General features: G+C 71.1%; 18 protein-coding genes and 1 pseudogene. 10 read left to right on the top strand and 9 right to left on the bottom strand.

Annotated elements, in window-relative coordinates; genetic code table 11:
- Window positions 1-48 precede the first annotated feature (48 nt).
- The 3 genes from H305_RS0119180 (at window position 49) to H305_RS0119190 (ending at window position 4,000) form a co-directional block, all read left to right on the top strand.
- Complete coding sequence (locus H305_RS0119180) at window positions 49-1,875, top strand: AMP-dependent synthetase/ligase (protein ID WP_028801804.1); 1,827 nt, start codon at window positions 49-51, stop codon at window positions 1,873-1,875.
- A 390-nt stretch (window positions 1,876-2,265) separates the two neighbouring features.
- Entirely contained in the window at window positions 2,266-3,099 is an 834-nt protein-coding gene (locus tag H305_RS0119185; RefSeq protein WP_028801805.1) for an aldo/keto reductase, read from the top strand.
- Between the two features lie 205 nt (window positions 3,100-3,304).
- The gene (locus H305_RS0119190) at window positions 3,305-4,000 is read left to right on the top strand and encodes a glycoside hydrolase family 75 protein (protein ID WP_028801806.1); all 696 of its coding nucleotides are present in this window, start codon (window positions 3,305-3,307) and stop codon (window positions 3,998-4,000) included.
- A gap of 80 nt (window positions 4,001-4,080) precedes the next feature.
- Here the strand turns inward: H305_RS0119190 and H305_RS0119195 are convergent, their stop codons facing one another.
- From H305_RS0119195 to H305_RS0119210, 4 genes are all read right to left on the bottom strand, one after another.
- Window positions 4,081-4,782 carry an SDR family oxidoreductase gene (locus H305_RS0119195; protein ID WP_028801807.1) on the bottom strand — a complete coding sequence of 234 codons (702 nt, stop codon included), beginning with the start codon at window positions 4,780-4,782 and terminating at the stop codon, window positions 4,081-4,083.
- A gap of 582 nt (window positions 4,783-5,364) precedes the next feature.
- Window positions 5,365-6,288 (bottom strand): class I SAM-dependent methyltransferase, encoded by a 924-nt coding sequence (locus tag H305_RS0119200; protein ID WP_028801808.1) that lies wholly within the window; start codon window positions 6,286-6,288, stop codon window positions 5,365-5,367.
- 229 nt (window positions 6,289-6,517) lie between these two features.
- Entirely contained in the window at window positions 6,518-8,233 is a 1,716-nt protein-coding gene (locus tag H305_RS0119205) for a glycoside hydrolase family 6 protein (protein ID WP_028801809.1), read from the bottom strand.
- 34 nt (window positions 8,234-8,267) lie between these two features.
- Window positions 8,268-9,746, bottom strand: a complete 1,479-nt coding sequence (locus H305_RS0119210) for a cellulose binding domain-containing protein (RefSeq protein ID WP_028801810.1) — start codon at window positions 9,744-9,746, stop codon at window positions 8,268-8,270.
- A gap of 252 nt (window positions 9,747-9,998) precedes the next feature.
- Here H305_RS0119210 and H305_RS0119215 point away from each other — a divergent pair, with 252 nt between their 5' ends.
- Window positions 9,999-12,914 (top strand): glycoside hydrolase family 48 protein, encoded by a 2,916-nt coding sequence (locus H305_RS0119215; protein WP_028801811.1) that lies wholly within the window; start codon window positions 9,999-10,001, stop codon window positions 12,912-12,914.
- Window positions 12,915-13,008: 94 nt separating this feature from the next.
- Window positions 13,009-13,149 (top strand): cellulose binding domain-containing protein, encoded by a 141-nt coding sequence (locus H305_RS54885; protein WP_324608108.1) that lies wholly within the window; start codon window positions 13,009-13,011, stop codon window positions 13,147-13,149.
- 166 nt (window positions 13,150-13,315) lie between these two features.
- Here the strand turns inward: H305_RS54885 and H305_RS0119225 are convergent, their stop codons facing one another.
- Complete coding sequence (locus H305_RS0119225; RefSeq protein WP_028801812.1) at window positions 13,316-14,260, bottom strand: helix-turn-helix transcriptional regulator; 945 nt, start codon at window positions 14,258-14,260, stop codon at window positions 13,316-13,318.
- Between the two features lie 39 nt (window positions 14,261-14,299).
- On the opposite strand from H305_RS0119225, the gene H305_RS0119230 reads away from it, so the two are divergent.
- Entirely contained in the window at window positions 14,300-14,806 is a 507-nt protein-coding gene (locus H305_RS0119230; RefSeq protein ID WP_037764528.1) for a hypothetical protein, read from the top strand.
- Window positions 14,803-15,273 (top strand): hypothetical protein, encoded by a 471-nt coding sequence (locus H305_RS0119235; RefSeq protein ID WP_028801814.1) that lies wholly within the window; start codon window positions 14,803-14,805, stop codon window positions 15,271-15,273. The genes H305_RS0119230 and H305_RS0119235 overlap by 4 nt, the downstream gene beginning before the upstream one ends.
- A 12-nt stretch (window positions 15,274-15,285) precedes the next feature.
- Here H305_RS0119235 and H305_RS0119240 read toward each other — a convergent pair whose 3' ends face one another.
- From H305_RS0119240 to H305_RS0119250, 3 genes are all read right to left on the bottom strand, one after another.
- Complete coding sequence (locus tag H305_RS0119240; RefSeq protein ID WP_028801815.1) at window positions 15,286-16,002, bottom strand: class I SAM-dependent methyltransferase; 717 nt, start codon at window positions 16,000-16,002, stop codon at window positions 15,286-15,288.
- Window positions 16,003-16,007: 5 nt separating this feature from the next.
- The gene (locus H305_RS0119245) at window positions 16,008-16,313 is read right to left on the bottom strand and encodes a 4a-hydroxytetrahydrobiopterin dehydratase (protein WP_028801816.1); all 306 of its coding nucleotides are present in this window, start codon (window positions 16,311-16,313) and stop codon (window positions 16,008-16,010) included.
- Window positions 16,314-16,743: 430 nt separating this feature from the next.
- On the bottom strand, window positions 16,744-17,862 hold the full coding sequence (locus H305_RS0119250; protein ID WP_078629126.1) for an ADP-ribosylglycohydrolase family protein: 1,119 nt from the start codon (window positions 17,860-17,862) through the stop codon (window positions 16,744-16,746).
- A 161-nt stretch (window positions 17,863-18,023) separates the two neighbouring features.
- Between H305_RS0119250 and H305_RS0119255 the strand changes: the two genes are divergently transcribed.
- A complete protein-coding gene (locus tag H305_RS0119255; protein WP_037764529.1) occupies window positions 18,024-18,896 on the top strand; it encodes a helix-turn-helix domain-containing protein in 873 nt (290 codons plus the stop codon).
- A gap of 3 nt (window positions 18,897-18,899) precedes the next feature.
- Here the strand turns inward: H305_RS0119255 and H305_RS0119260 are convergent, their stop codons facing one another.
- Entirely contained in the window at window positions 18,900-19,316 is a 417-nt protein-coding gene (locus tag H305_RS0119260; protein ID WP_028801819.1) for a hypothetical protein, read from the bottom strand.
- A gap of 213 nt (window positions 19,317-19,529) precedes the next feature.
- On the opposite strand from H305_RS0119260, the pseudogene H305_RS0119270 reads away from it, so the two are divergent.
- Window positions 19,530-19,940, top strand: a pseudogene (locus H305_RS0119270) (choice-of-anchor P family protein); the annotation flags it as partial.
- A complete protein-coding gene (locus H305_RS0119275) occupies window positions 19,933-20,271 on the top strand; it encodes a hypothetical protein (protein WP_037764531.1) in 339 nt (112 codons plus the stop codon). The pseudogene H305_RS0119270 and the gene H305_RS0119275, both read left to right, overlap by 8 nt.
- The last annotated feature ends 24 nt before the right edge of the window (window positions 20,272-20,295 follow it).

A 20,295-nucleotide genomic window follows, 5' to 3' on the forward strand; every position in this document is an offset into this window, starting at 1 on the left:
GGTGGGGTAGCTTTCACGGCGCTGTGCGGAGCGCCACAAGGAGCGGGATTGCGCGAGTTCACCAACCCCCCATTGGCGTCGGCGCCGCCGGTGGGCGGCCTGGCTGACGTTGTCTTCGACCATGCCCAGGAAGACCCTCTCCACGTCGCACTCGGACGCAAGGACGACCAGGGCCAGTGGCGCGACGTCACGTCCGCCGAGTTCCGTGACGAGGTGCTCGCGCTCGCCAAGGGTCTGCTGGCCCAGGGCATCCGCTTCGGCGACCGGGTCGCGATCATGTGCCGCACCCGGTACGAGTGGACGCTCTTCGACTTCGCGCTGTGGACGATCGGCGCCCAGGTCGTGCCCGTCTACCCCACCTCCTCCGCCGAGCAGGTCTTCTGGATGCTGCACGACGCCCAGGTGTCGGCGATCATGGTGGAGCACGAGGACCACGCGATGACCATCGCCACGGTCGTGGACCGGCTCCCGCAGCTGCACCAGCTCTGGCAGCTCGACGTGGGTGCGGTCCAGGAGCTGTACGAGGCGGGCGCGCACATCGACGACGAGGTGGTCCACCGGCACCGCCGGGCGGTCACGCCGGAGTCGATCGCGACGATCATCTACACCTCGGGCACCACCGGGCGCCCCAAGGGCTGCGTCCTGTCCCACTCGAACTTCATGTTCGAGGCGGACACGGTCATCGAACGCTGGGAGCCCGTCTTCCACTCCAAGCGCGGCGACCAGGCGGCCACCCTGCTGTTCCTGCCGCTCGCGCACGTCTTCGGGCGCATGGTGCAGGTCGCCGCGTTCCGCGGGAAGGTCAAGTTCGGCCACCAGCCGCAGCTGAACGCGGCCGCTCTGCTGCCCGACCTGGCCGCCTTCCGGCCGACGTTCTTCCTCGCCGTCCCGTACATCTTCGAGAAGGTCTTCAACGCCGCCCGCCGCAAGGCCGAGAAGGAAGGCAAGTCGGGGCCGTTCGAGAAGGCCGTCGAGGTCGCCGTGCGCTACGCCGACGCGATGGAGGCGAAGGCGTGGGGCATCGGCCCCGGGCCGTCCGCGAGCCTGCGGATGCAGCACCAGCTCTTCGACAAGCTCGTCTACTCCAAGGTGCGGGCCGCGATGGGCGGGCGGGTCAAGCACGCCATGTCGGGCGGCTCGGCGATGGACCGGCGGCTCGGACTGTTCTTCGCGGGCGCCGGCGTGTTCATCTACGAGGGGTACGGGCTCACCGAGTCCACGGCCGCCGCGACGGCCAACCCCCCCGAACGCACCAGGTTCGGCACCGTCGGGCAGGCGATCCCCGGCACGACGGTGCACATCGCCGACGACGGCGAGATCTGGCTGCGCGGCGGCAACGTCTTCCAGGGATACCTGAACGACCCCAAGGCCACCGACGCCACCCTGCACGACGGCTGGCTCGCCACCGGCGACCTGGGCTCGCTCGACGAGGACGGCTACCTCACCATCACCGGGCGCAAGAAGGAGATCCTGGTGACCTCCGGCGGCAAGAGCGTCTCGCCGGGGATCCTGGAGGAGCGGGTGCGCGACCACCCGCTGGTCGCGCAGTGCATCGTCGTCGGCAACGACAAGCCCTACATCGCCGCGCTGGTCACCCTCGACTCGGAGGCCGTCGAGCACTGGCTCGGGATGCGCGGAAAGCCGCAGTTGTCGCCCGCCGAGCTGGTCCGCGATCCCGACCTGGAGACCGAAGTGCGGCGCGCGGTGGTCGCCGCGAACACGCTGGTCTCCCAGGCGGAGTCGATCCGGACGTTCCGGATACTGGCCCACCAGTTCACCGAGGAGCACGGGCTGCTGACGCCGTCGCTGAAGCTGAAGCGGAAGGCGATCGAGAAGGCGTACTCGACCGAGGTCGAGGCCCTGTACCAGGCGTAGACCGTGCACCCCGGATGTGCGGCCGGCCTCCCGGGGGTGAGTCGGCGCGGTCGCGGTGTCGAAGGCGCCCAGGCCGTCCGCGCTCGCCGACGCGGACCATTTCAGCTGCCCGGAGGCGGTGTGGGCCGTGTCGGCGGACAGGCCCGCCGGCACCGCCGCCGTGGTGTCCCAGCGCCGCGCCCGGCAGCGCTCTTCCGGATGTGCCCAATGACCGACTCCCCTCGCCCCGGTGGAGGGGCGTATCCCCTTCCGGCCGACTTCCGCCGACGCGCGGCACCGGTGCCCGGCCCCCACCATGAATCCATAGGGAATCCACCGGTCAGGAATGCATCACGGCGCGTGATCGTTGACCATGGGAGTACCACCCGACGACTGAAGGATCGAGAGCTCGTGAGCAAGGTCCCCCCGATCATCCTGAACAACGGCGTCGAGATACCGCAGCTGGGCTTCGGTGTCTGGCAGGTGCCGGACGACGAGGCGGAGCGGGCTGTCGCCACCGCGCTGGAGGCCGGGTACCGCAGCGTCGACACCGCCGCGATCTACGGCAACGAAGAGGGCACCGGCAAGGCCATCGCCGCCTCCGGCATCCCCCGCAAGGACCTCTTCGTCACCACCAAGCTCTGGAACGCTGATCAGGGGTACGACTCGACGCTGCGCGCCTTCGACACGTCGCTGGAGAAGCTCGGCCTGGAGTACGTGGACCTGTATCTGATCCACTGGCCGCTGCCGTCCCGAGGCACGTACGTCGACACGTACCGGGCCTTCGAGAAGATTCACGCGGACGGCCGCGCGAAGGCCATCGGTGTCTCCAACTTCCTTCCGGAGCACCTGGACAAGCTGATCGAGGCGACGTCCGTCATCCCGGCGGTCAACCAGATCGAGCTGCACCCGCACCTCCAGCAGCACGCGGCCCGCGAGTACCACGCCGAGCAGGGCATCGCCACCGAGGCCTGGTCCCCGCTCGGCCAGGGCAAGGGCCTCCTGGAGGTCCCGGCGATCGTCGCCATCTCCCAGAAGCACGGCCGCACTCCCGCTCAGATCGTCCTGCGGTGGCACCTCCAGCTGGGCAACATCGTGATCCCGAAGTCCGTGACCCCGGCCCGGATCGAGGAGAACATCGACGTGTTCGACTTCTCCCTGGACGCCGAGGACATCGCCGCGATCAGCGCGCTCAACGAAGACCGCCGCCTGGGTCCCAACCCGGCGACGTTCGACATGGGCTGAGCCGTCCCGGAACACCTGCCGGCCCGGACGCGCACCGTGCGTCCGGGCCGACGCTCTTTCCAACTCCCCCGTTCCCCGGGCTTCTTGAGCCTCGACGGCTTGGACCGGACCAAGTCCCCCGCAGGGGTTGACGCGGTCATGCAAGCGGGTCCACCTTGTACGGCAACCCGGTAAGGAAAGTTTCCTAACAGAAGGGTCCCCCACAGTGCGTTCTCGAACACTGACCCTCGCCGCGGCCGCGGGCGCCGCGCTCCTGGCCGCCGCGGCACTCCCGGCCAGCGCCTCCGGCACCACCACCCCCCGATCGGCGCAGGAGGGTTCGGTCAGCGCGGCCGACCTGCTCGCCAAGGTGACGTCCTGCTCGCAGATCTCGAACGGCAAGTACCGGACCGACGAGGAGACCTCGGCCACCGTGCCCGTCTGCGGCAAGAACGGCGCGGTGTTCTGGAAGGCCGACATGGACATCGACTGCGACGGCCAGGTCACCACCAAGTGCAACGGCGACACCGATCCCTGGTTCCAGGACGACACCGCCTTCCACCAGTCCGACGGAAAGCCGCTGCGCGCGGACTCGCTGCCCTACGTGGTGGTGCCCAGCTCCAGCAGCATCTGGAAGTACACGAGCGCGGGCATCAAGGGCGGCGGCGTGGTCGCAGTCATCTACAACAACAAGGTCGAGTACGCGGTCGTCGGTGACACCGGCCCCACGCAGATCATCGGTGAGGCCTCGTACGCCACCGCGAACGCGCTCGGCATCGACCCGGACCCGGAGACCGGGGGCACCGACTCCGGCGTGACCTACATCCTCTTCAAGAACTCCCAGGTGTCGCCCATAGAGAGTCACAGTGCGGCCGTGTCGCTGGGTGACTCGCTGGCGAAGAAGTTCCTGCAGGACAACTGATCTGCCCTGCCGGTGCGGTGGGGGAATCGCGTGCCGCGCGCGGCCGGTCACGCGGTTCCCCCTCGCGCTCGCGCAACGGGTCAGACGGGCTGGCCGACCGGTCGTACGACCACGGTGTTCACGTCGACACCGCTCGGCTGCCCCATCGCCCAGACGATCGACTCGGCGAGCTGGTCCGCGGTGAGCAGGTGGCCCGGCGGCAGGCTGCCGTAGGCGTCCCAGAACGGGGTCTCCACGCGGCCGGGCGAGATCAGGGTCACGCCGACGCCGTGTTCGGTGACCTGCCGCCTGGTGTTCTCGGCGAGTCCGGTCACCGCCCACTTGGTCGCGCCGTAGATGTTGCCGGGCGTGAAGACGTGTCCGGCGACGCTGCCGATCAGCACGATCCGGCCCTTGCTCTCCTTCAGCGCCTCGATGGAGGCCCGGATGAGGAGCGCCGGACCCAGCACATTGGTCAGCACCATCTCGGGCCACCCCGCCGGGTCGCCCTCCGCGACGGTGTCGTGCGTGGCGAAGCCGGCGTTGGCGACGACGGTGTCGAGCCGCCCGAATCGCTTCAGCGTCGCCTCGACCGCCGCCGCCACGTGCTCGTAGTCGGCCGCGTCACCGGGAATCGTCAACAGGGCTTCGGGGCGACCGAGTTCCTCGGCGAAGGCGTGCAGCCGCTCCTCGCCGCGGCCGGTGACGGTCACCCGCTGACCGGCGTCGAGCAGCCGCCGCGCGACCGCGGCGCCGATACCGCTCCCGCCCCCGGTGATGAGCGTGACAGGAGAGTCGGTCATGGTTACCCCCATATGAGTTCGGTGAACGCCGCGAGTTCATCATTTGGAGCACTCTCGAAGTCAAGGCCCCGGAGCCCCGGCCCGGCACCGGCGCAGGACGACGGGCCCGGCGTCCACGCTCTGCGGCGGCCCTGACGCAGGGCGTCCCGCCGTAACACCGCGCACCTCAACACGTCCGCCGGAACGGCACGTCGGGCAGATGGGCGCGCCACTGGTCCCGGGTCGGTCCGCCGCCCGCCCGCGCGCACACCGCCGACGCGGCCCGCCGCGCGCCGGGTGTGGTCCCTGCCCGATCCCGGTTCGGTGCACGGACTGCGCGACCTGGCCCTGGACCGGGGTCCGGCCGCCTCGCACACCTTGTACGGCACGGAGGTGCCCGCGGCGGTGATCCGGGCGCGCATACTGGCGACGCCCCGCATCGTGGCCGTCCGCGACCCCGCGGGTCAGCCGCTCGACGCGACGCCGGGCGAGGCCGTCAAGCGGCGGATCCTCGCGGCGCACTTCGTGGAGTGCGGCACACGGCGGGTACGGGGCGCGCGGATCACGGTGTTCGCCCGGCCCGGCCGGTGCCGAGTCCCACGCTCACGCGGGCTTCACGCCGACGTGGACGGTCATCGCCGTCAGCAGGAACGCGTCGGGGCGGTGGTGCACGCCCGCCTTGTCGTCCGGGTCGATCAGCCGGTCGAGGGTGGCGACGTCGTCGGCGTCCAGGGCATCGGCGAGGCCGTCGCGGCGCCGGGTGAGGGAGCTGACGACGAAGGCGCGGGCCTCGTCGGAGAGCGGGGCGGGCAGGTCGAGGAGGAACGTGCGGGTCGCCGTGTGGCGCAGCCCGGCGGCGGTCAGCAGCGCGGGCCAGTCCTCCGGCTCGGCCACCGCGCCGGGAAGGTCGGCCCGCATCCTCGCGAACCACTCCTCCTGCGCCGCGTCGACCCGGGCCTGGAGACCGGGTCGGCCGATGCCGAAGTCGCGCGGCAGGAACCGGCTGGGCAGGCCGCCTTCGAGGAGGGCGAGCACGCCGCCGGGCGCGAGACCTTCCGCGAACCCGGCTAGAGCGGCGCGCTGGTCGCCCACGTGGTGCAGCGACCTGCTGGCCCACACCAGGTCGGCCGGGTAGTCCAGGAAGCCGAGCCCGTCGGCGAGTTCGGCCTCGACCGTGCTGAACCGGTCGGCGACACCGAGCCGGCCGGCGCGGGCGCGGGCCTCCGCCAGCAGGGGTTCGGCGACGTCCACGGCGACGACGCGCGCCGCCGGGAAGACGTCGGCGAGGAGGCAGGAGATGACGCCGGGGCCGCTGCCCGCGTCCACGACCAGTTCCGCTCCGGGGTGCACCTCCCGCAGCCAGGCCGCGGCCTCGACGTAGGCCGGGGTGTACAGCTCGGCCTCCTGCACCAGCAGCGGCAGCATGTCGGCGAAGTCCACATGGGTGTGGTCGTGCGGGGCGCGCCCGTGCTCGGCGTGCCCGTGCGAGGTGTGGTCGTGCGAGGTGTGGTCGTGGTGCTGTGGCATGGTCGCAGGCCTCTCGTTCGGCATGCCGACAGCGTGCGCCACCGCTCCCGGAAACGGCCAGCCGTGTTGCTCGAACGGCAAAATCCCGGTCCGCCCGTCCGCCGGGGCGGCCCCGTGGGTGGCAGCGCGGTGCGGCGCCACGTCACGGAGGACCACCGCGGTGGGTGCGCGATCCACCGGGGCCCGGCCGTTGCGGCCCGGCCCCGGCGGATCATCCGTTCGCCCGGGACTACAGCGCCGGGTAGGCGTTCGCCATCAGTTGCTGGAACTGCGCGGAGAACCAGTGCCCGGACAGCGGGGCGTTCGGCAGGGCGCCGGACAGGTTGTTCCCGTTCCGGGCGTTGCCCGTGTACGTCGGGTCGCACATGCGGTCGAAGCCCTTGCCCTCGTCGTTCGAGATCGCCGAGCTGGAGCCGTCGGACTCACCCGGGGGCTTCATCCACACGTAGGCGTCGATGCCCGTCGCCGGGGCGGCCTGCGGACGCTCGCCGAGGCCGGCACCGGACTGGTTGCACCAGTTGCCGATGTGGATGCGGCGGTCGTAGCGTCCGCCGTCGACATAGGTGTCCACGCTGGTCGTCGCGCCGGGACCGGTGGGCCGTGCGCTGCCGCCCCAGCCGTTCCTGGAGGTGTCGATCAGCATGCCGATGCCGGAGTTGAAGCCGACCGAGACGAGCTGGTCGCGGAAGGCCTGCGCGTAGGACAGCTCGTCGACGTACCGGTTCCAGTCGACCCACTTGGACTGGCGCACCGTGGTGCCGTTCACCGAGTCGCCGACGGTGAAGTTGTTCTCCTTGAGCGCGCTGTAGTTGGCGGTGTTGGTGATGAAGCCGTGCACGTCGTCGACGGTCGCGCCCTCACTGGTCGCCGCCTGCTTGAACAGGGTCGCGGACGGGCCGAAGTTGTCGTCCCAGCCGAGCCAGCCGTGGTGTCCGGCGTCGATGTAGTTGTAGACGTTGGGGATCGCGCCGAGCTTGGCCAGGGCGTAGCCGACGCCCTTCACGTAGTTGCCGTTGGCCTGCATGGTGTCGCACTGCGGGGTGGCGGTGGCGCGGCTGCCGGTGTTGGTGACGAGGTTGGGCAGCGAGTCGATCTCGATGGTGGTGACGATGCGCAGCGAGGCGTACTTGCTGTCGGAGAGGATCGCCGCGATCGGGTCGATGAACTGCGTCTTGTACTTGTCGATCTCCGTCGGGCCGAGTTCGCCGTTGGACGCGAGGGCCGCGCAGTCACGTCCGGGCAGGTCGTAGACGACGAGCTGGACGACCTCTTCGTTGCTGCCCTTCTGGGCGAGTGCCGCGTCGAGGTGGGCACGCAGGCCCATGCTGCCGCCCGCGCCGTTGATGGCGGCGATCCGGTCGAGCCAGACACCCGTGGGCTGGTTGGAGATCCGGCTGCCGCCGGGTTCGGCCGCGGCCTTCGCGGACCACTCGGGGTTCACGTACACCTTGGCGCCGGCGTACGGGTTGTCGACCCTGCCGGAGGGGTCCGGACCGGGGTCGGGGTCGCCGCCGCCTCCGTCGTCGACGTTGCAGGTCACGCCGTCGAGCGTGAAGCTGGTCGGCAGGGCGTTGGTGCCGCTGTAGGAGGCGTTGAATCCGAAGCTGACCGAACCGCCGCTCGCCAGGGTGCCGTTGTAGCTCTCGTTGGCGGCGGTCACGGCCGTGCCGCTCTGGGTGATCCTGGCGTTCCAGCCGGAGGTCACCTTCTGGTTACCGGCGTACGACCATTTCACCGACCAGGACGACTTGGCGGAGGAGTTGTTGGTGACGGTGACGGCGGTGGTGAAGCCGGTGTCCCACTGGTTCTGCACCTTGTAGTCCACGGTGCAGGGGACGGCGGCGATGCCGGGTTCGGGGGCGACGGCGGCGGCAGCGGTGCCGGTCGTGGTCGCGCCGCCGAGGAGGACCAGGCTCGCCAGTAACGCTGTTCTGGTGCGACTCATGAGTGCGGGTGTCCTATCCGTTGACGTGTGTGTCTCATCCGTCGAGGGCGCGCAGGTGGTCGCGCAGCCCGATGCCGTACGAGGTGGGGGTTCCGTCGTAGTCGGAGATCAGGGAGGGGCCCGAGGAGCAGTCCCAGGTGTTCCAGGTCCAGCCGAGGTAGGAGAGGTTCCGGTCGTCGAACCACTTCATGACGGTGTCGACGAAGCCGTGGGAGCAGGTGTTCTCGCCGATCTCCCCGGCCACGAGCGGGACCTGGGCCGCCACCGGGGCGAGTGTCGAGTTCCAGCAGCTCTCGCTCGCGCAGGTGTTGAAGTTGTAGACGTGGTAGGCGGCGACCAGATTGCCGGTGGGATCGGCCGGCTTGTACGTGAGCCACTGGCTGAGGTCGTTGGAGTACGCGAGACCGCCGGCCAGGACGACGTTCCTGGCGCCGGTGCCGCGGACGGCGTCGACCAGGTCCTGCATCCCGGCGACCTCGTAGGAGATGCCGGGGCAGGTGCCGCCGTCCCGCCAGCAGGTCCACGCCTGGGTGGTCGCGGACGTCGCACGGTCCGGGTACGGCTCGTTGAACAGGTCGAACGCGACGGCCGGGTCGTCCTTGAAGGTGCCGGCGACCGAGGCCCAGAACGACGGGGCGTACTGCGCGTCCGGCATCGGCTTCTGGCAGGTGGCGTGCACGTCGGAACAGCCCGCGGAGTTGCCGGTGTACTGGCCGTGGCTCCAGTGCAGTTCGACGATCGGGGTCATGCCGTGCGCCTCGACCTTGGCCACCAGGTCCTTGACGGCGGCGATGTAGTCGGCTCCGCCGTACTCGGGTTTGATGTTGGACAGGCCGAGCCAGCACTCCTCGTTCAGCGGGATGCGGACCGTGTTGGCCTTCCAGTCGGCGATCGCCTTGACGGCGGCGTCGTCGACCGGTCCGTCGAAGATGCCGTATCCCTGGACGCACATGAACTCGCCGCCGGAGCGGTTGACTCCGAGCATCCGGCGGGTGGCGCCGCCTGCGTCCACGAGCTTGTTCCCGGACACGTGGAGCTTCGGCGCCTCACCGGTGGGGGGCGGATCGGTGGGCGGTGGGTCGGTGGGGGTCGGCTCGCCGTCCACGTTGCACGCCGTGCCGTTGAGCTTGAATCCGGTCGGTGCCGTGTTGCTCCCGGACCACGAGGCCAGGAAGCCGGCGCTGACGCTCGCGCCGGTGGCCAGCGAGCCGTTCCAGCTCTCGTTGGCCGCCGTCACCGAGGTGCCGGACTGGGACCACTCGGCGTTCCAGCCCTGGGTGACCTTCTGACCCTGGGCGAAGTCGAAGGTGAGGCTCCAACTGCTCACCGGGGCCATATTGTTGGTGATCTTCACGGCGCCCTGGAAACCGGAGTCCCACTGGTTGGTGACGGAGTACTCCACCGTGCACGCGGGAGTGGCTCCCGAGGCCGTGACCGTCGGCGCGATCGCCGTGCCCACGAGGGCGACGGCGGCGCCGACGAGTAAAAGTCCTGAACGCGGGGGGTGTCGCATGAGCGACTCCTTGCAGCTCGGGCGCGTCGTTACGGACGCGTCGACTGATGGAACCGCTCCCACTGGTGCGGTTGAAGTTAGCGCCAAGCGTCCGCAAAGGACAGAGGTGTTGCGTTGTCGATCAATCGAATCATTTCGACTCACCGAGCACCTTGACCGCTCACAGCCCGCTCTCCACTATGGGAGCGCTCCCACTGGTTCAAGGCTTGTTGCTCCTCCCCCATTCTCCGAGCCGCAAGGAGGAACCAGCACATGCTCCCCAGACCGGGACGCCGCACGTCGCGACGTCTGTGGACCGCTGTCGTGGCGGCCCTGGCACTCCCCCTGACCACCCTGGCGACGGGTACAACTCCCGCACACGCGGCCGGAGTTCAGTGCAGCGTCGACTACAGGACCAATGACTGGGGCTCCGGATTCACCGCGGATCTGACGATCACCAACCGCAGCACGGACGCGATCGCCGGCTGGACCCTCAGCTACGCCTACGCGGGCAACCAGACCCTCACCAGCGGCTGGAACGGCACCTGGTCCCAGTCCGGCAGGACGGTCACGGTGAAGAACGCGGACTGGAACGGGACGATCGCCGCCGGGGCCGCCGTCACCACCGGCGGCCAGTTCACGTACAGCGGCACCAACACCGCCCCCACGTCCTTCGCGGTCAACGGCACCAGCTGCGCGGGCGCGCACCAGCCGCCGGTGACCGTACTGACCAGCCCCACCGCGGGAGCCGTCTACTCCCAGGGCGACGCTGTACCGCTGGCGGCGACCGCGGCCGCCGCCGACGGGGCGACCGTCAGCAAGGTCGAGTTCTACGACGACACCACGCTGCTCGGAACCGACACGAGCTCGCCGTACACACTGTCGGCCAATGGCTTGACCGTGGGCAGTCATTCGCTGGTCGCGAAGGCGTACGACAGCCTCGGCGCGTCCGCCGACTCCACGCCGGTCGGCATCACCGTCGCCTCGGGTCCCGCCGTGGTGGCCTCGCCCTCTCAGCTCGGCGTCCAGCAGGGCAAGGCGGGCACCTTCGACGTGAAGCTGTCCACCCAGCCGTCGGCGAACGTGACGGTCGCGGTGGCCCGGACGGACGGCAACACCGGCCTGTCGGTCACCGGCGGCTCCTCGCTCACCTTCACACCGTCGAACTGGAACACCGCGCAGAAGGTGACGATCACCGCCGACGCCTCGGGCACCGGCGCCGCCACCTTCACCGCCTCGGCGACCGGCCACACCAAGGCCACGGTCACCGTGACGGAACTGGCCGCCTCGAAGGCGTACGACGCACGGTTCCTGGACCTCTACGGCAAGATCACCGACCCGGCGAACGGCTACTTCTCCCCCGAGGGCATCCCCTACCACTCGGTGGAGACGCTGATCGTCGAGGCGCCGGACCAGGGACACGAGACGACGTCGGAGGCGTACAGCTATCTGATCTGGCTGCAGGCCATGTACGGGAAGGTCACCGGCGACTGGTCCAAGTTCAACGCCGCGTGGCAGACCATGGAGACGTACATGATCCCCACGCACGCCGACCAGCCGACGAACTCCTTCTACAACGCCTCGAAACCGGCGACGTACGCCCCTGAGCTGGACACCCCGGACGAGTACCCGGCCAAGCTCGACACCGGCGTCTCCGTGGGACCGGACCCGATCGCCTCCGAGCTGAAGAGCGCGTACGGCACGGACGACGTGTACGGCATGCACTGGCTCCAGGACGTCGACAACGTCTACGGCTACGGCGACGAGCCCGGCAAGTGCGAGGCGGGCCCGACCGCGACCGGCCCCTCCTACATCAACACCTTCCAGCGCGGCGCGCAGGAGTCGGTGTGGGAGACGGTGCCGCAGCCGACCTGCGACGCCTTCAGGTACGGCGGCGCCAACGGGTACCTGGACCTGTTCACCGGTGACTCCTCGTACGCGAAGCAGTGGAAGTACACCGACGCGCCGGACGCCGACGCGCGCGCGGTGCAGGCCGCGTACTGGGCCGACGTGTGGGCCAAGGCCCAGGGCAAGGGCGGCGACGTGTCCACCACCGTCGGCAAGGCCGCGAAGATGGGCGACTATCTGCGCTACGCCATGTACGACAAGTACTTCAAGAAGATCGGCAACTGCGTCGGCCCGTCGACGTGCGCGGCCGGCACCGGCAAGGACGCCTCGCACTACCTGCTGTCCTGGTACTACGCGTGGGGCGGCGCCACCGACACCTCCGCGGGATGGGCCTGGCGGATCGGCTCCAGCCACACGCACGGCGGCTACCAGAACCCGCTGGCGGCCTACGCGCTGAGCTCGAACGCCGACCTGAAGCCCAAGTCGGCCACCGGACAGGCGGACTGGGCCAAGTCGCTCGGCCGGCAGCTGGAGTTCTACCGCTGGCTCCAGTCGGACGAGGGCGCCATCGCGGGCGGCGCGACCAACAGCTGGGCGGGCCGCTACGCGACCCCGCCGGCCGGCACGCCGACCTTCTACGGCATGTACTACGACCAGCAGCCGGTGTACCACGACCCGCCGTCCAACCAGTGGTTCGGCTTCCAGGCGTGGTCGATGGAGCGGGTCGCCGAGTACTACCAGCAGACGGGGAACGCGAGCGCCAAGGCGATCCTCGACAAGTGGGTCTCCTGGGCGCTGTCCAAGACGACCGTCAACCCGGACGGCACCTACCAGATCCCGTCCACCCTCCAGTGGTCCGGCACCCCTGACACCTGGAACGCGTCGAGTCCCGGCGCCAACAGCGGGCTTCACGTCGCCGTCGCCGACTACACGAACGACGTCGGGGTGGCCGCCGCGTACGCCAAGACCCTGTCGTACTACGCCGCCAGGTCCGGCAACACCCAGGCGAAGACGACGGCGAAGGCGCTCCTCGACGGCATGTGGAGCAACTACCAGGACAGTCTGGGCATAGCGGTCCCGGAGACACGCGCCGACTACAACCGCTTCGACGACGGCGTGTACGTCCCGAGCGGCTTCAGCGGCACGATGCCGAACGGCGACAAGATCAACTCTTCCTCGACCTTCGCCTCGCTCCGGTCCTTCTACAGGAACGACCCGGCCTGGTCGAAGATCGAGAGCTATCTGGCGGGCGGCGCCGCGCCGTCCTTCACGTACCACCGTTTCTGGGCCCAGGCGGACATCGCACTCGCCATGGGCTCGTACGCGGAGCTGCTCGAATAGTCCCCGCTGAGGCTCCGTGTACACGGCCCTGTCCCTGACGGCAGGGCCCCGGCCGGGCGGCCCTCACCCGCACCGAGGACCGCCCGGCCTTCGCGTGACCGCGAGGAACGTGAACCGGAACGCCACCCTGGCGCCGGGTTCGTCGGAGGGCTTCGGCTTCACGGGCAGCTGGACGGGCTCGAACACGAGACCCACGTCGTTCCGGCTCGACGACCGGACCCGCACGGCGACCTGACCGGCCCGGGATCCGGACACACCGGGGCAGCCGCGCGACGGGACCGTGCGGCTGCCCCGGCCCGTTCACCGGGCGCCGTGTTGCCGGCCGTCGGCCGTACGACCTCCTCGCGCCAGTCGCCGGACAGCGACGGGGTCGCCTCGGTGCCGTCGTCGGAGTGGACGTTCTATCCGTATCGGCGCGCCAGCTCCCGCACCGTCGCGGCGATCCGCTCGCGCAACTCCGGCGGCTCCAGGACCTCGACCGCCGCACCGAGCCGCAGGAAGTCGTCGTGCGCCTGGTCCACGGACTCGATGGGCACGGTCACCCGCGTCCAGCCGTCCTCGTCCGTACGGCCGTCGGCGGCCACCGCGTCGGCCGGCAGTCCGCTCGGACGGCTTCCGGGAGCCAGCCGGACGACGGCCCGGCCGCGGCGCAGCCGCCGGTGGAAGTCCTGCTGGTAGGCGGTCCAGTACGCGGCCAGGTCGAAGTCCTCGGGACGGGTGAACTCCACCTCCGTCGAGGCCAGTTCGAGAATCTGGTCGACGCGGTAGGTGCGCGGGCCCGGTCCCGCAACGACGTACCAGCGGCCCGCCTTGAGGACGAGACCGTACGGCTCCAGGCGGCGCTCCACGTCGGTCGGCTCGCGCCAGCGGCGGTACAGGATCCGCAGGACGCGCCCGTTCCACACGGCGTCGGCCACCGCCGGCAGGTACGGGGTGTCGTCGGCGTCCGCGTACCAGCCGGGCGCGTCCAGATGGAAACGGCTGCTGATCCGGTCCGCGTGTCCCCGCAGCTCGTGCGGGAGGGCGGCGCGCACCTTCAGGCGGGCGGCGGCGAGGACCGGGCCGAGGCCGAGTTCGGCGGCCGGTCCGGGGACGCCCGCGAGGAAGAGCGCCTCGGCCTCCCCGGCGGTGAGGCCGGTGAGACGCGTCCGGTAGCCGTCGAGGAGCCGGTAGCCGCCGGCGTGGCCCGCGTCTCCGTACAACGGCACCCCGGCCGCGCCCAGCGCCTCGACGTCGCGGTACACGGTCCGCACCGAGACCTCGAGCTCCTCGGCGAGCTGGGCGGCGGTCATCCGGCCGCGGGTCTGCAGCAGGAGGAGGATCGAGACGAGTCGGCCGGCTTTCACTGACACAGGATGTCAGTGGAGCGGGCCTAGCGTCCTGTCATGGCTTCGACGACCTTCTCGGCCTCCCCTGGCTTCCGGGAGAAATTCCTGACCGTGCCGCCGCCCGTCGAGGTGGCGGGGCGGCACATCAAGCGCTACCACGTCACCGCGGACCCCGCCGGCATCGCGCCCGAGGTCGAGCGGGCGGCGTACGCGATACTGCCGCGGCTGCTCCCCGAACCGGACGGCACCCCGCCGGCCACCTTCGTCGTGCTGCACCGCGGCGGCGACGACGGCGCGTACCTCAACGTCTACAGCTGGGTGTGGGACAACGTCCTGCACTTCGGCGGCGCGGCGGCGGGCCAGCCGGTACTGGGCTGCCCCGACCGTGACCCCACGCACTTCGTCGTGCTCGGCCGGCCCTGGATCGGCTGCGTCTGGGAGCTGCCGCCGATCCTGCACGAACGCGACGCCTGGGTGCGGCATCTGCTCGCCCCCGACACCCCCGACCTGGAGGCCTACCTGGCCGACTCGCTGCCCGAGGGAACCACGGGAGACCGCTCATGAGCACCCCGCACGACTTCGACTTCCTGCTCGGCGACTGGGACGTCCACAACCGCCGGCTGACCGACTTCCTCGACCCGGACGGCGGCTGGGAGGAGTTCCCCGCCACGAGCCACTGCCGGAGCCTTTTCGACGGGGCCGCCGACATCGACGAGATGGACGTGCCGGACCTCGGCTGGAAGGGGCTCACCCTGCGGCTCTTCGACCCGGAGGCGCGCCGGTGGTCACTGCACTGGTCCAGCAGCCGCAGCGGCAGGCTCTTCCCTCCGGTGTACGGGCGGTTCGGGCCCGACGGGCGCGGCGAGTTCCTCGGGGACGACACGCACGACCGGAAGGACGTACGGGTGCGCTTCGTGTGGTCGGGGATCTCTGCGACCACCGCCCGCTGGGAGCAGGCCTTCTCGGTGGACGGGGAGCGGACGTGGGTGACGAACTGGGTCATGGAGTTCACCCGCCGCGAGCCGGTGTGACGGCGGGCCGGCTCAGCTCCGGCGGTACGCCCGCAGGGTGAACTCCGGGTCCGGGCGCGGCGAGTCCGGGTCCGGCAGGGCCTCGACGCGGTCGGCGAGTTCAGTGCCGCCGGCGGGGTAGATCACGCCGTCCCGAATGCGGCGGGCCAGCCGGCGCGGGACGCGGCCCTGACCGTGCCCCGGGAAGCGGGCGGTTCCGCTCGGGAGGAGACCGTGCGCGGCGGCGTACGCCGTGACGAGCGCGGCCCCGTCCGTGGCCTGCCCGGTGCGGTAGGGCGCGGCGAGCACGTCGATGTCGCTGTCCACGTGATGCGCGGCGTCCTTGTCGACGGTGGTGACGAGGACGCCGCCGGGCCGCAGGACCCGTGCGGCCTCGGCCACCACGGCTTCCGCGTCGGCCAGCAGGTGCAGCAGCCAGATGACCGTGACCGCGTCGAACGAGCCGTCCGCGAAAGGGAGTCGACGGGAGTCGCCGAGGACTACGGCACCCGGGAGGCGCACCGCGGCCGTGCGGGCCATGCCCGCGGAGGAGTCGACGCCCGTCACCCGCAGTCCGGGCCGGCCCGCGGCGAGACGTCGCGTCACGATCCCCGTCCCGCAGGCGACGTCGAGCAGGCTGCGCGCGCCGGCCGGCACCAGCCCGAGGGCCGAGCCGGCCGCCGCGGCGGCGCGTGGCTCGCCGCCGCGCGTCGCGTCGTACTCGTCCGCTTCCCTGTCGTAGTCCAGCACGTGGGTCAGTTTGCCCCATGCCCCGCTGCGAGGTCCTCCACCCTGCGGGCGAGACGGAAGTCGAGTTCGGTGACCGCGCCGCCGATGCTGTGCGTGTTCACGGTGAGGTGGATCGTGTTGTAGCCGAGGGTGAGGTCGGAGTGGTGGTCGAGCTCCTCCTGCACCTGTGCGATGTGCACCACCATCGCGGTGGCCGCGAAGTGCGAGCCGAGCCGGTAGGAGCGGGCGAGGCGGTCGCCGTCCAGCGACCAGCCCGGCAGCTCGGCCAGCCGGTCCTCGATCTCCTTCTGCGACAGCGGCTCGACGGCCATGACCTCGCTCCTCTCAGGGACAGGGGGCTGCGGGTTCCCGCATTCCTCAGCGTGCCACAGGGGCTCGCGCCCGGCTCCGTGGACACCGGGCCGTTGTCGGCCCCTCGGGCCCGGTCCCGCCTCGTTCCACGGGCTCCGCAGGAGCCGGCCTCGTTCCCCGGACTCCAAAAGAGCCGGCCCCGTTCCCCGCGTTCGGGAGGGCCGGCCTTGTCCCTCGGGCTCCGCAAGGGCCGACCTCGTTCCCGCGCTCCGCAAGGCTGGGGCCGCCCCGCTGCCTCGGACGCCGGAACGGCGGGGTGCTGATCCGACCGGGGCCTCCGCCGACCGGATCCCTTCCCGGCGGGCCTTCCCGCGGTCCGGGCTCACGTCGCCGGGCTTCCCCGGCGCGGGACGCCTGCGGGAGAACGAACGCGGCGGTACCCGGCACGGCTCAGCGCCGGACGCACTCCGCCGCGAAGTCGTCGGCGGCCGCGGCGATCCACGCCCGTCCCTCGACATGCTCCAGCCACTCCTGCGGAAGCCCGTGGTCGCCGTGGCGTGCGCCGAGCAGGTTGCCGCAGATGGCGCCGGTGGAGTCGCTGTCACCGGAGTGGTTGACGGACAGCAGCAGTGCCTCGGCCGCACGGGGGCGGGCCAGCGCGCAGTACACCGCGATGGCGAGGGCCTCCTCGGCGATCCAGCCCGCACCGAGCCGCTCCACCTGCTCCGCGCCGGGGTCACCCGCGTCGGCCAGCTCCAGGGCGCGCCGCAGAGCGGCCGACGTCTCCTCGTGACCGGGGTGCCGGGCGAGCAGCCTGAGCGCCCGCAGGACGGCACTCTCGACGGACTCCCCCGCGACCAGGTGCACGACCATCGCGGCCAGCGCTCCGGCGGCGTAGTACCCGGTGGGGTGACCGTGGGTCATCTGGGCACAGCGGGCCGCGAGACCGAACGCGACGTCCTCCGTCACGGGGCCGAGCCCGAAGGGCGCCGAGCGCATGACGGCACCGCACCCCTTGGACTGGGGGTTCACGGCCCCCGGCGGACCGAGCCGCAGAGCGGGGTCGGGGACGTGGTCCTGTTCGAGCCCGGAGAGGCAGGCGTTGCCGGGGGCGCGGCGGGCGTAGAGCCAGGGCTGCGCGGCCAGACCACCGGTGGGGCCGCCGTATCCGCCGGGGCCGTGCCCTCCGGAGCCGGAGAACGCGCTGTCCTCTGGGCCGGGCCTGCGTTGGGTCTCCAGCCACCGCTCGTAGGCCCAGCGCACCAGCCGCGGGGCGCCGCCGCCGATGCCCTTGCGGCGCTCTCGTGCGTGCGCCTGCCCGAGCCCCTCGACGGTGAACAGCGTCATCTGTGTGTCGTCGCTGACCCGTCCCACGACTCCGTCGGCGTCGGGCACGAGACCGGTCACGCCCCGGGGACCGTGCGCGGAGCGGATCCCTTCGAGGGAGACGAACTCGATCGGATAGCCGAGGGCGTCTCCGATCGCGCCGCCGAGCAGGCAGCCGCGCACGCGTGCGCGGTAGACCGCCTCGGTCTGCCAGTCCGGACGCCCGATCCCTGTCACGCTCACTCGCCGTCCTCCTTACCGCTCACTCGCCGTCCTCCGTACCACTCACTCGCCGATCTCCGTACCGCTCACTCGCCGATCTCCGCACCGCTCACGAGCCGCTCCTTCGCCGCGGTGGCGCCGCTGCCCGGCCGCCACCGCAGTTCCTCGACTACCGTCCTCGTATGAGGATTGTCGCGTCCGGAGCCGCCATGCTTCCCAGTGCCCCCGCCGGCAGAGGCGCCGTGCACGGCGCCGGCAAGGAACGCCGTCCCGAGGAGGGCGTGGGCCCGCTGCTGCGCGGCTGGCGCGAGCAGCGGCGGGTGAGCCAGCTGGAGCTCGCGCTGCGCGCGGGATCCTCGGCCCGTCACATCAGCTTCATCGAGACGGGCCGTTCCCGCCCCAGCGAGGAGATGGTGCTGCGTCTCGCGGAGCACCTGGACATCCCGGTGCGGGACCGCAACGCGCTGCTCCTCGCGGCCGGTTACGCACCGCACTACCCGGAGACGCCGCTCGACGACCCCTCGATGGACGCCCTGCGCGAGGGCATGGAACGGCTGATCCAGGGCTACGAGCCGTATCCGGCGCTGGTGGTGGACGCCACGTACGACGTCCTCGCCGCGAACCGGGGCATCGCCATGCTCCTGGACGGCGTCCCGGAGCAACTCCTCGAACCCCCGCTGAACGCGATGCGGCTCACCCTCCACCCGGAGGGACTGGCGCCACGCATCCGCAATCTGCGCGCGTGGCGCGATCATCTGCTCGCCCAGATGGACCGTCAGATCGCCCTGCGCCGCTCGGAATCGCTGCGTGCCCTGTACGAGGAGGTGGCGGCGTACTCGGTCCCGGAGCCGGAGGTGGACGACGAACCCGTGGACCCGGTCCCGTACTTCGCGCTGCCGATGCAGATCGAGCACGAGGGCCGGACCCTGTCGTTCATCTCGTCCATCTCCACCTTCAACACGCCGATGGACGTGACCGTCGCCGAGCTGGCCATCGAGACGTTCCTCCCGGCCGACCCCGCGACGGTCAAGTACCTCCGGTCGATACTCTCCTGAGGCTCAGGCTTCGCGGGCCCGCAGTGCCGCGTACTGGAGCGCCGCGAAACCCGCCACCGTGAGCGCCTGCAGCACGCCCCACACGGCGCCCGCGGTGCTCGGCGACAACCACAGGGCGACGGCTGCGAAACTCAGCAGCGTCCACGCCAGGTTGGTCTCGATCACGGCGCGCACGGACCACGCGGACGGCTCGGGCCGCGAAGCGAGCAGACCGACGGCCGCCGTGTACACCGCGAGCACGAGGCCGAGTTCCAGGAGCAGGCCGGACCCGACACCGAGCAGCCTCCCGAGCGGCCCGGACGCGGCCAGGTAGGCGACCGCGTTGGCGCCGGTGACCAGGGCATCCAGCACCAGGAACCGGCGCAGCGCGATGCGCGGCTCGGTCGTGCGGGCCAGGGCTGCGAACTGGGTTGCGGACATGGCGGATCACCCTCCGTCGAGTTCGGACTCCAGCGGGACCTCTGCAGGATTCCTGCAGTTGAGATGCCTGGCCCCCGGACCGGAGTGCGCCGGCCCGGGAACCAGTACGCCCACCATGCCGGGCGTCCGGGGGCCGGTCGATTACGTCGGAGGTAATCGCCCCTCCGTCACCGGACGACCTTCCGACACCCCTCCGACAAGCCCTCTCGCGTACACCTCGCCCTGCTGTCCGCGCGGAAGCTGTGCCCCGAGGTCACCACGACGCTCGACCCGGGCAAGGTCACGGCGGTCGCGACCGTCCCGCGGGTCCGCATCGAACTGCCCGGCGTGCCCCTGATCGAGGTGTCCGGGCTCACCGCGACCTCCAGCGGCCGGTGCGGCAAGGCCACGGGCGGCACCGCACTCACCCTGGAGATCGCGGGAGTTCCGGCTAACGTGTCGGGTGATCCGAATACGGAGATCCCGCTCGTCGGAGGTGGCCGACTCGTCGTGAACGAACAAGTGCCCTCGATCGCCGCCGACTCAGGCGTCGAGGTCAACGGCCTCCACCTCGTCCTTCCGGCCGGCGGCGGTGAGGTCGCCCTCGCCTCGGCGGACGGCGCGACGCACAACCGCGGTGACTGAAGACCTCGTCGACCCGGACGGGCCTCGGGAATACACGGACGTGTTCCTGCGGTCCGCCCGCCGGGCCGTCCAGGACCTGTGCGAGCGGCGGGGCGCCGGACTGGAGTCGCTCACCTGCGAAGTCGTGCCCGGCGCTGCGGGCGACGTGGTCGTCGCCGCGACGAGCGTGGTGCACTTCCGCGGCCGCCGGTGTGTCTTCCGCCGCGGGGTCTGGCCGCCGAGCCACCCCGCCGCCACCCGGGCCGCCATCTACGCGTCCGCGCTGGAAGAGGGCCTGCTGACGCGGGTGCACCCCGGGCTCGGCGACGACGCGACGCCGGTCGATCTGTGAGCGCGCACTCACCGGCGCCCGCAC

Source organism: Streptomyces sp. 142MFCol3.1, assembly GCF_000424945.1.
Classification (GTDB): Bacteria; Actinomycetota; Actinomycetes; order Streptomycetales; family Streptomycetaceae; genus Streptomyces; species Streptomyces siamensis.

Coding starts and splice junctions, on each gene's coding strand:
- H305_RS0119195 (WP_028801807.1), bottom strand. CDS start 4,782: ATGACCGACTCTCCTGTCACGCTCATCACCGGGGGCGGGAGCGGTATC.
- H305_RS0119200 (WP_028801808.1), bottom strand. CDS start 6,288: ATGCCACAGCACCACGACCACACCTCGCACGACCACACCTCGCACGGG.
- H305_RS0119205 (WP_028801809.1), bottom strand. CDS start 8,233: ATGAGTCGCACCAGAACAGCGTTACTGGCGAGCCTGGTCCTCCTCGGC.
- H305_RS0119210 (WP_028801810.1), bottom strand. CDS start 9,746: ATGCGACACCCCCCGCGTTCAGGACTTTTACTCGTCGGCGCCGCCGTC.
- H305_RS0119215 (WP_028801811.1), top strand. CDS start 9,999: ATGCTCCCCAGACCGGGACGCCGCACGTCGCGACGTCTGTGGACCGCT.
- H305_RS0119230 (WP_037764528.1), top strand. CDS start 14,300: ATGGCTTCGACGACCTTCTCGGCCTCCCCTGGCTTCCGGGAGAAATTC.
- H305_RS0119235 (WP_028801814.1), top strand. CDS start 14,803: ATGAGCACCCCGCACGACTTCGACTTCCTGCTCGGCGACTGGGACGTC.
- H305_RS0119245 (WP_028801816.1), bottom strand. CDS start 16,313: ATGGCCGTCGAGCCGCTGTCGCAGAAGGAGATCGAGGACCGGCTGGCC.
- H305_RS0119255 (WP_037764529.1), top strand. CDS start 18,024: ATGAGGATTGTCGCGTCCGGAGCCGCCATGCTTCCCAGTGCCCCCGCC.
- H305_RS0119260 (WP_028801819.1), bottom strand. CDS start 19,316: ATGTCCGCAACCCAGTTCGCAGCCCTGGCCCGCACGACCGAGCCGCGC.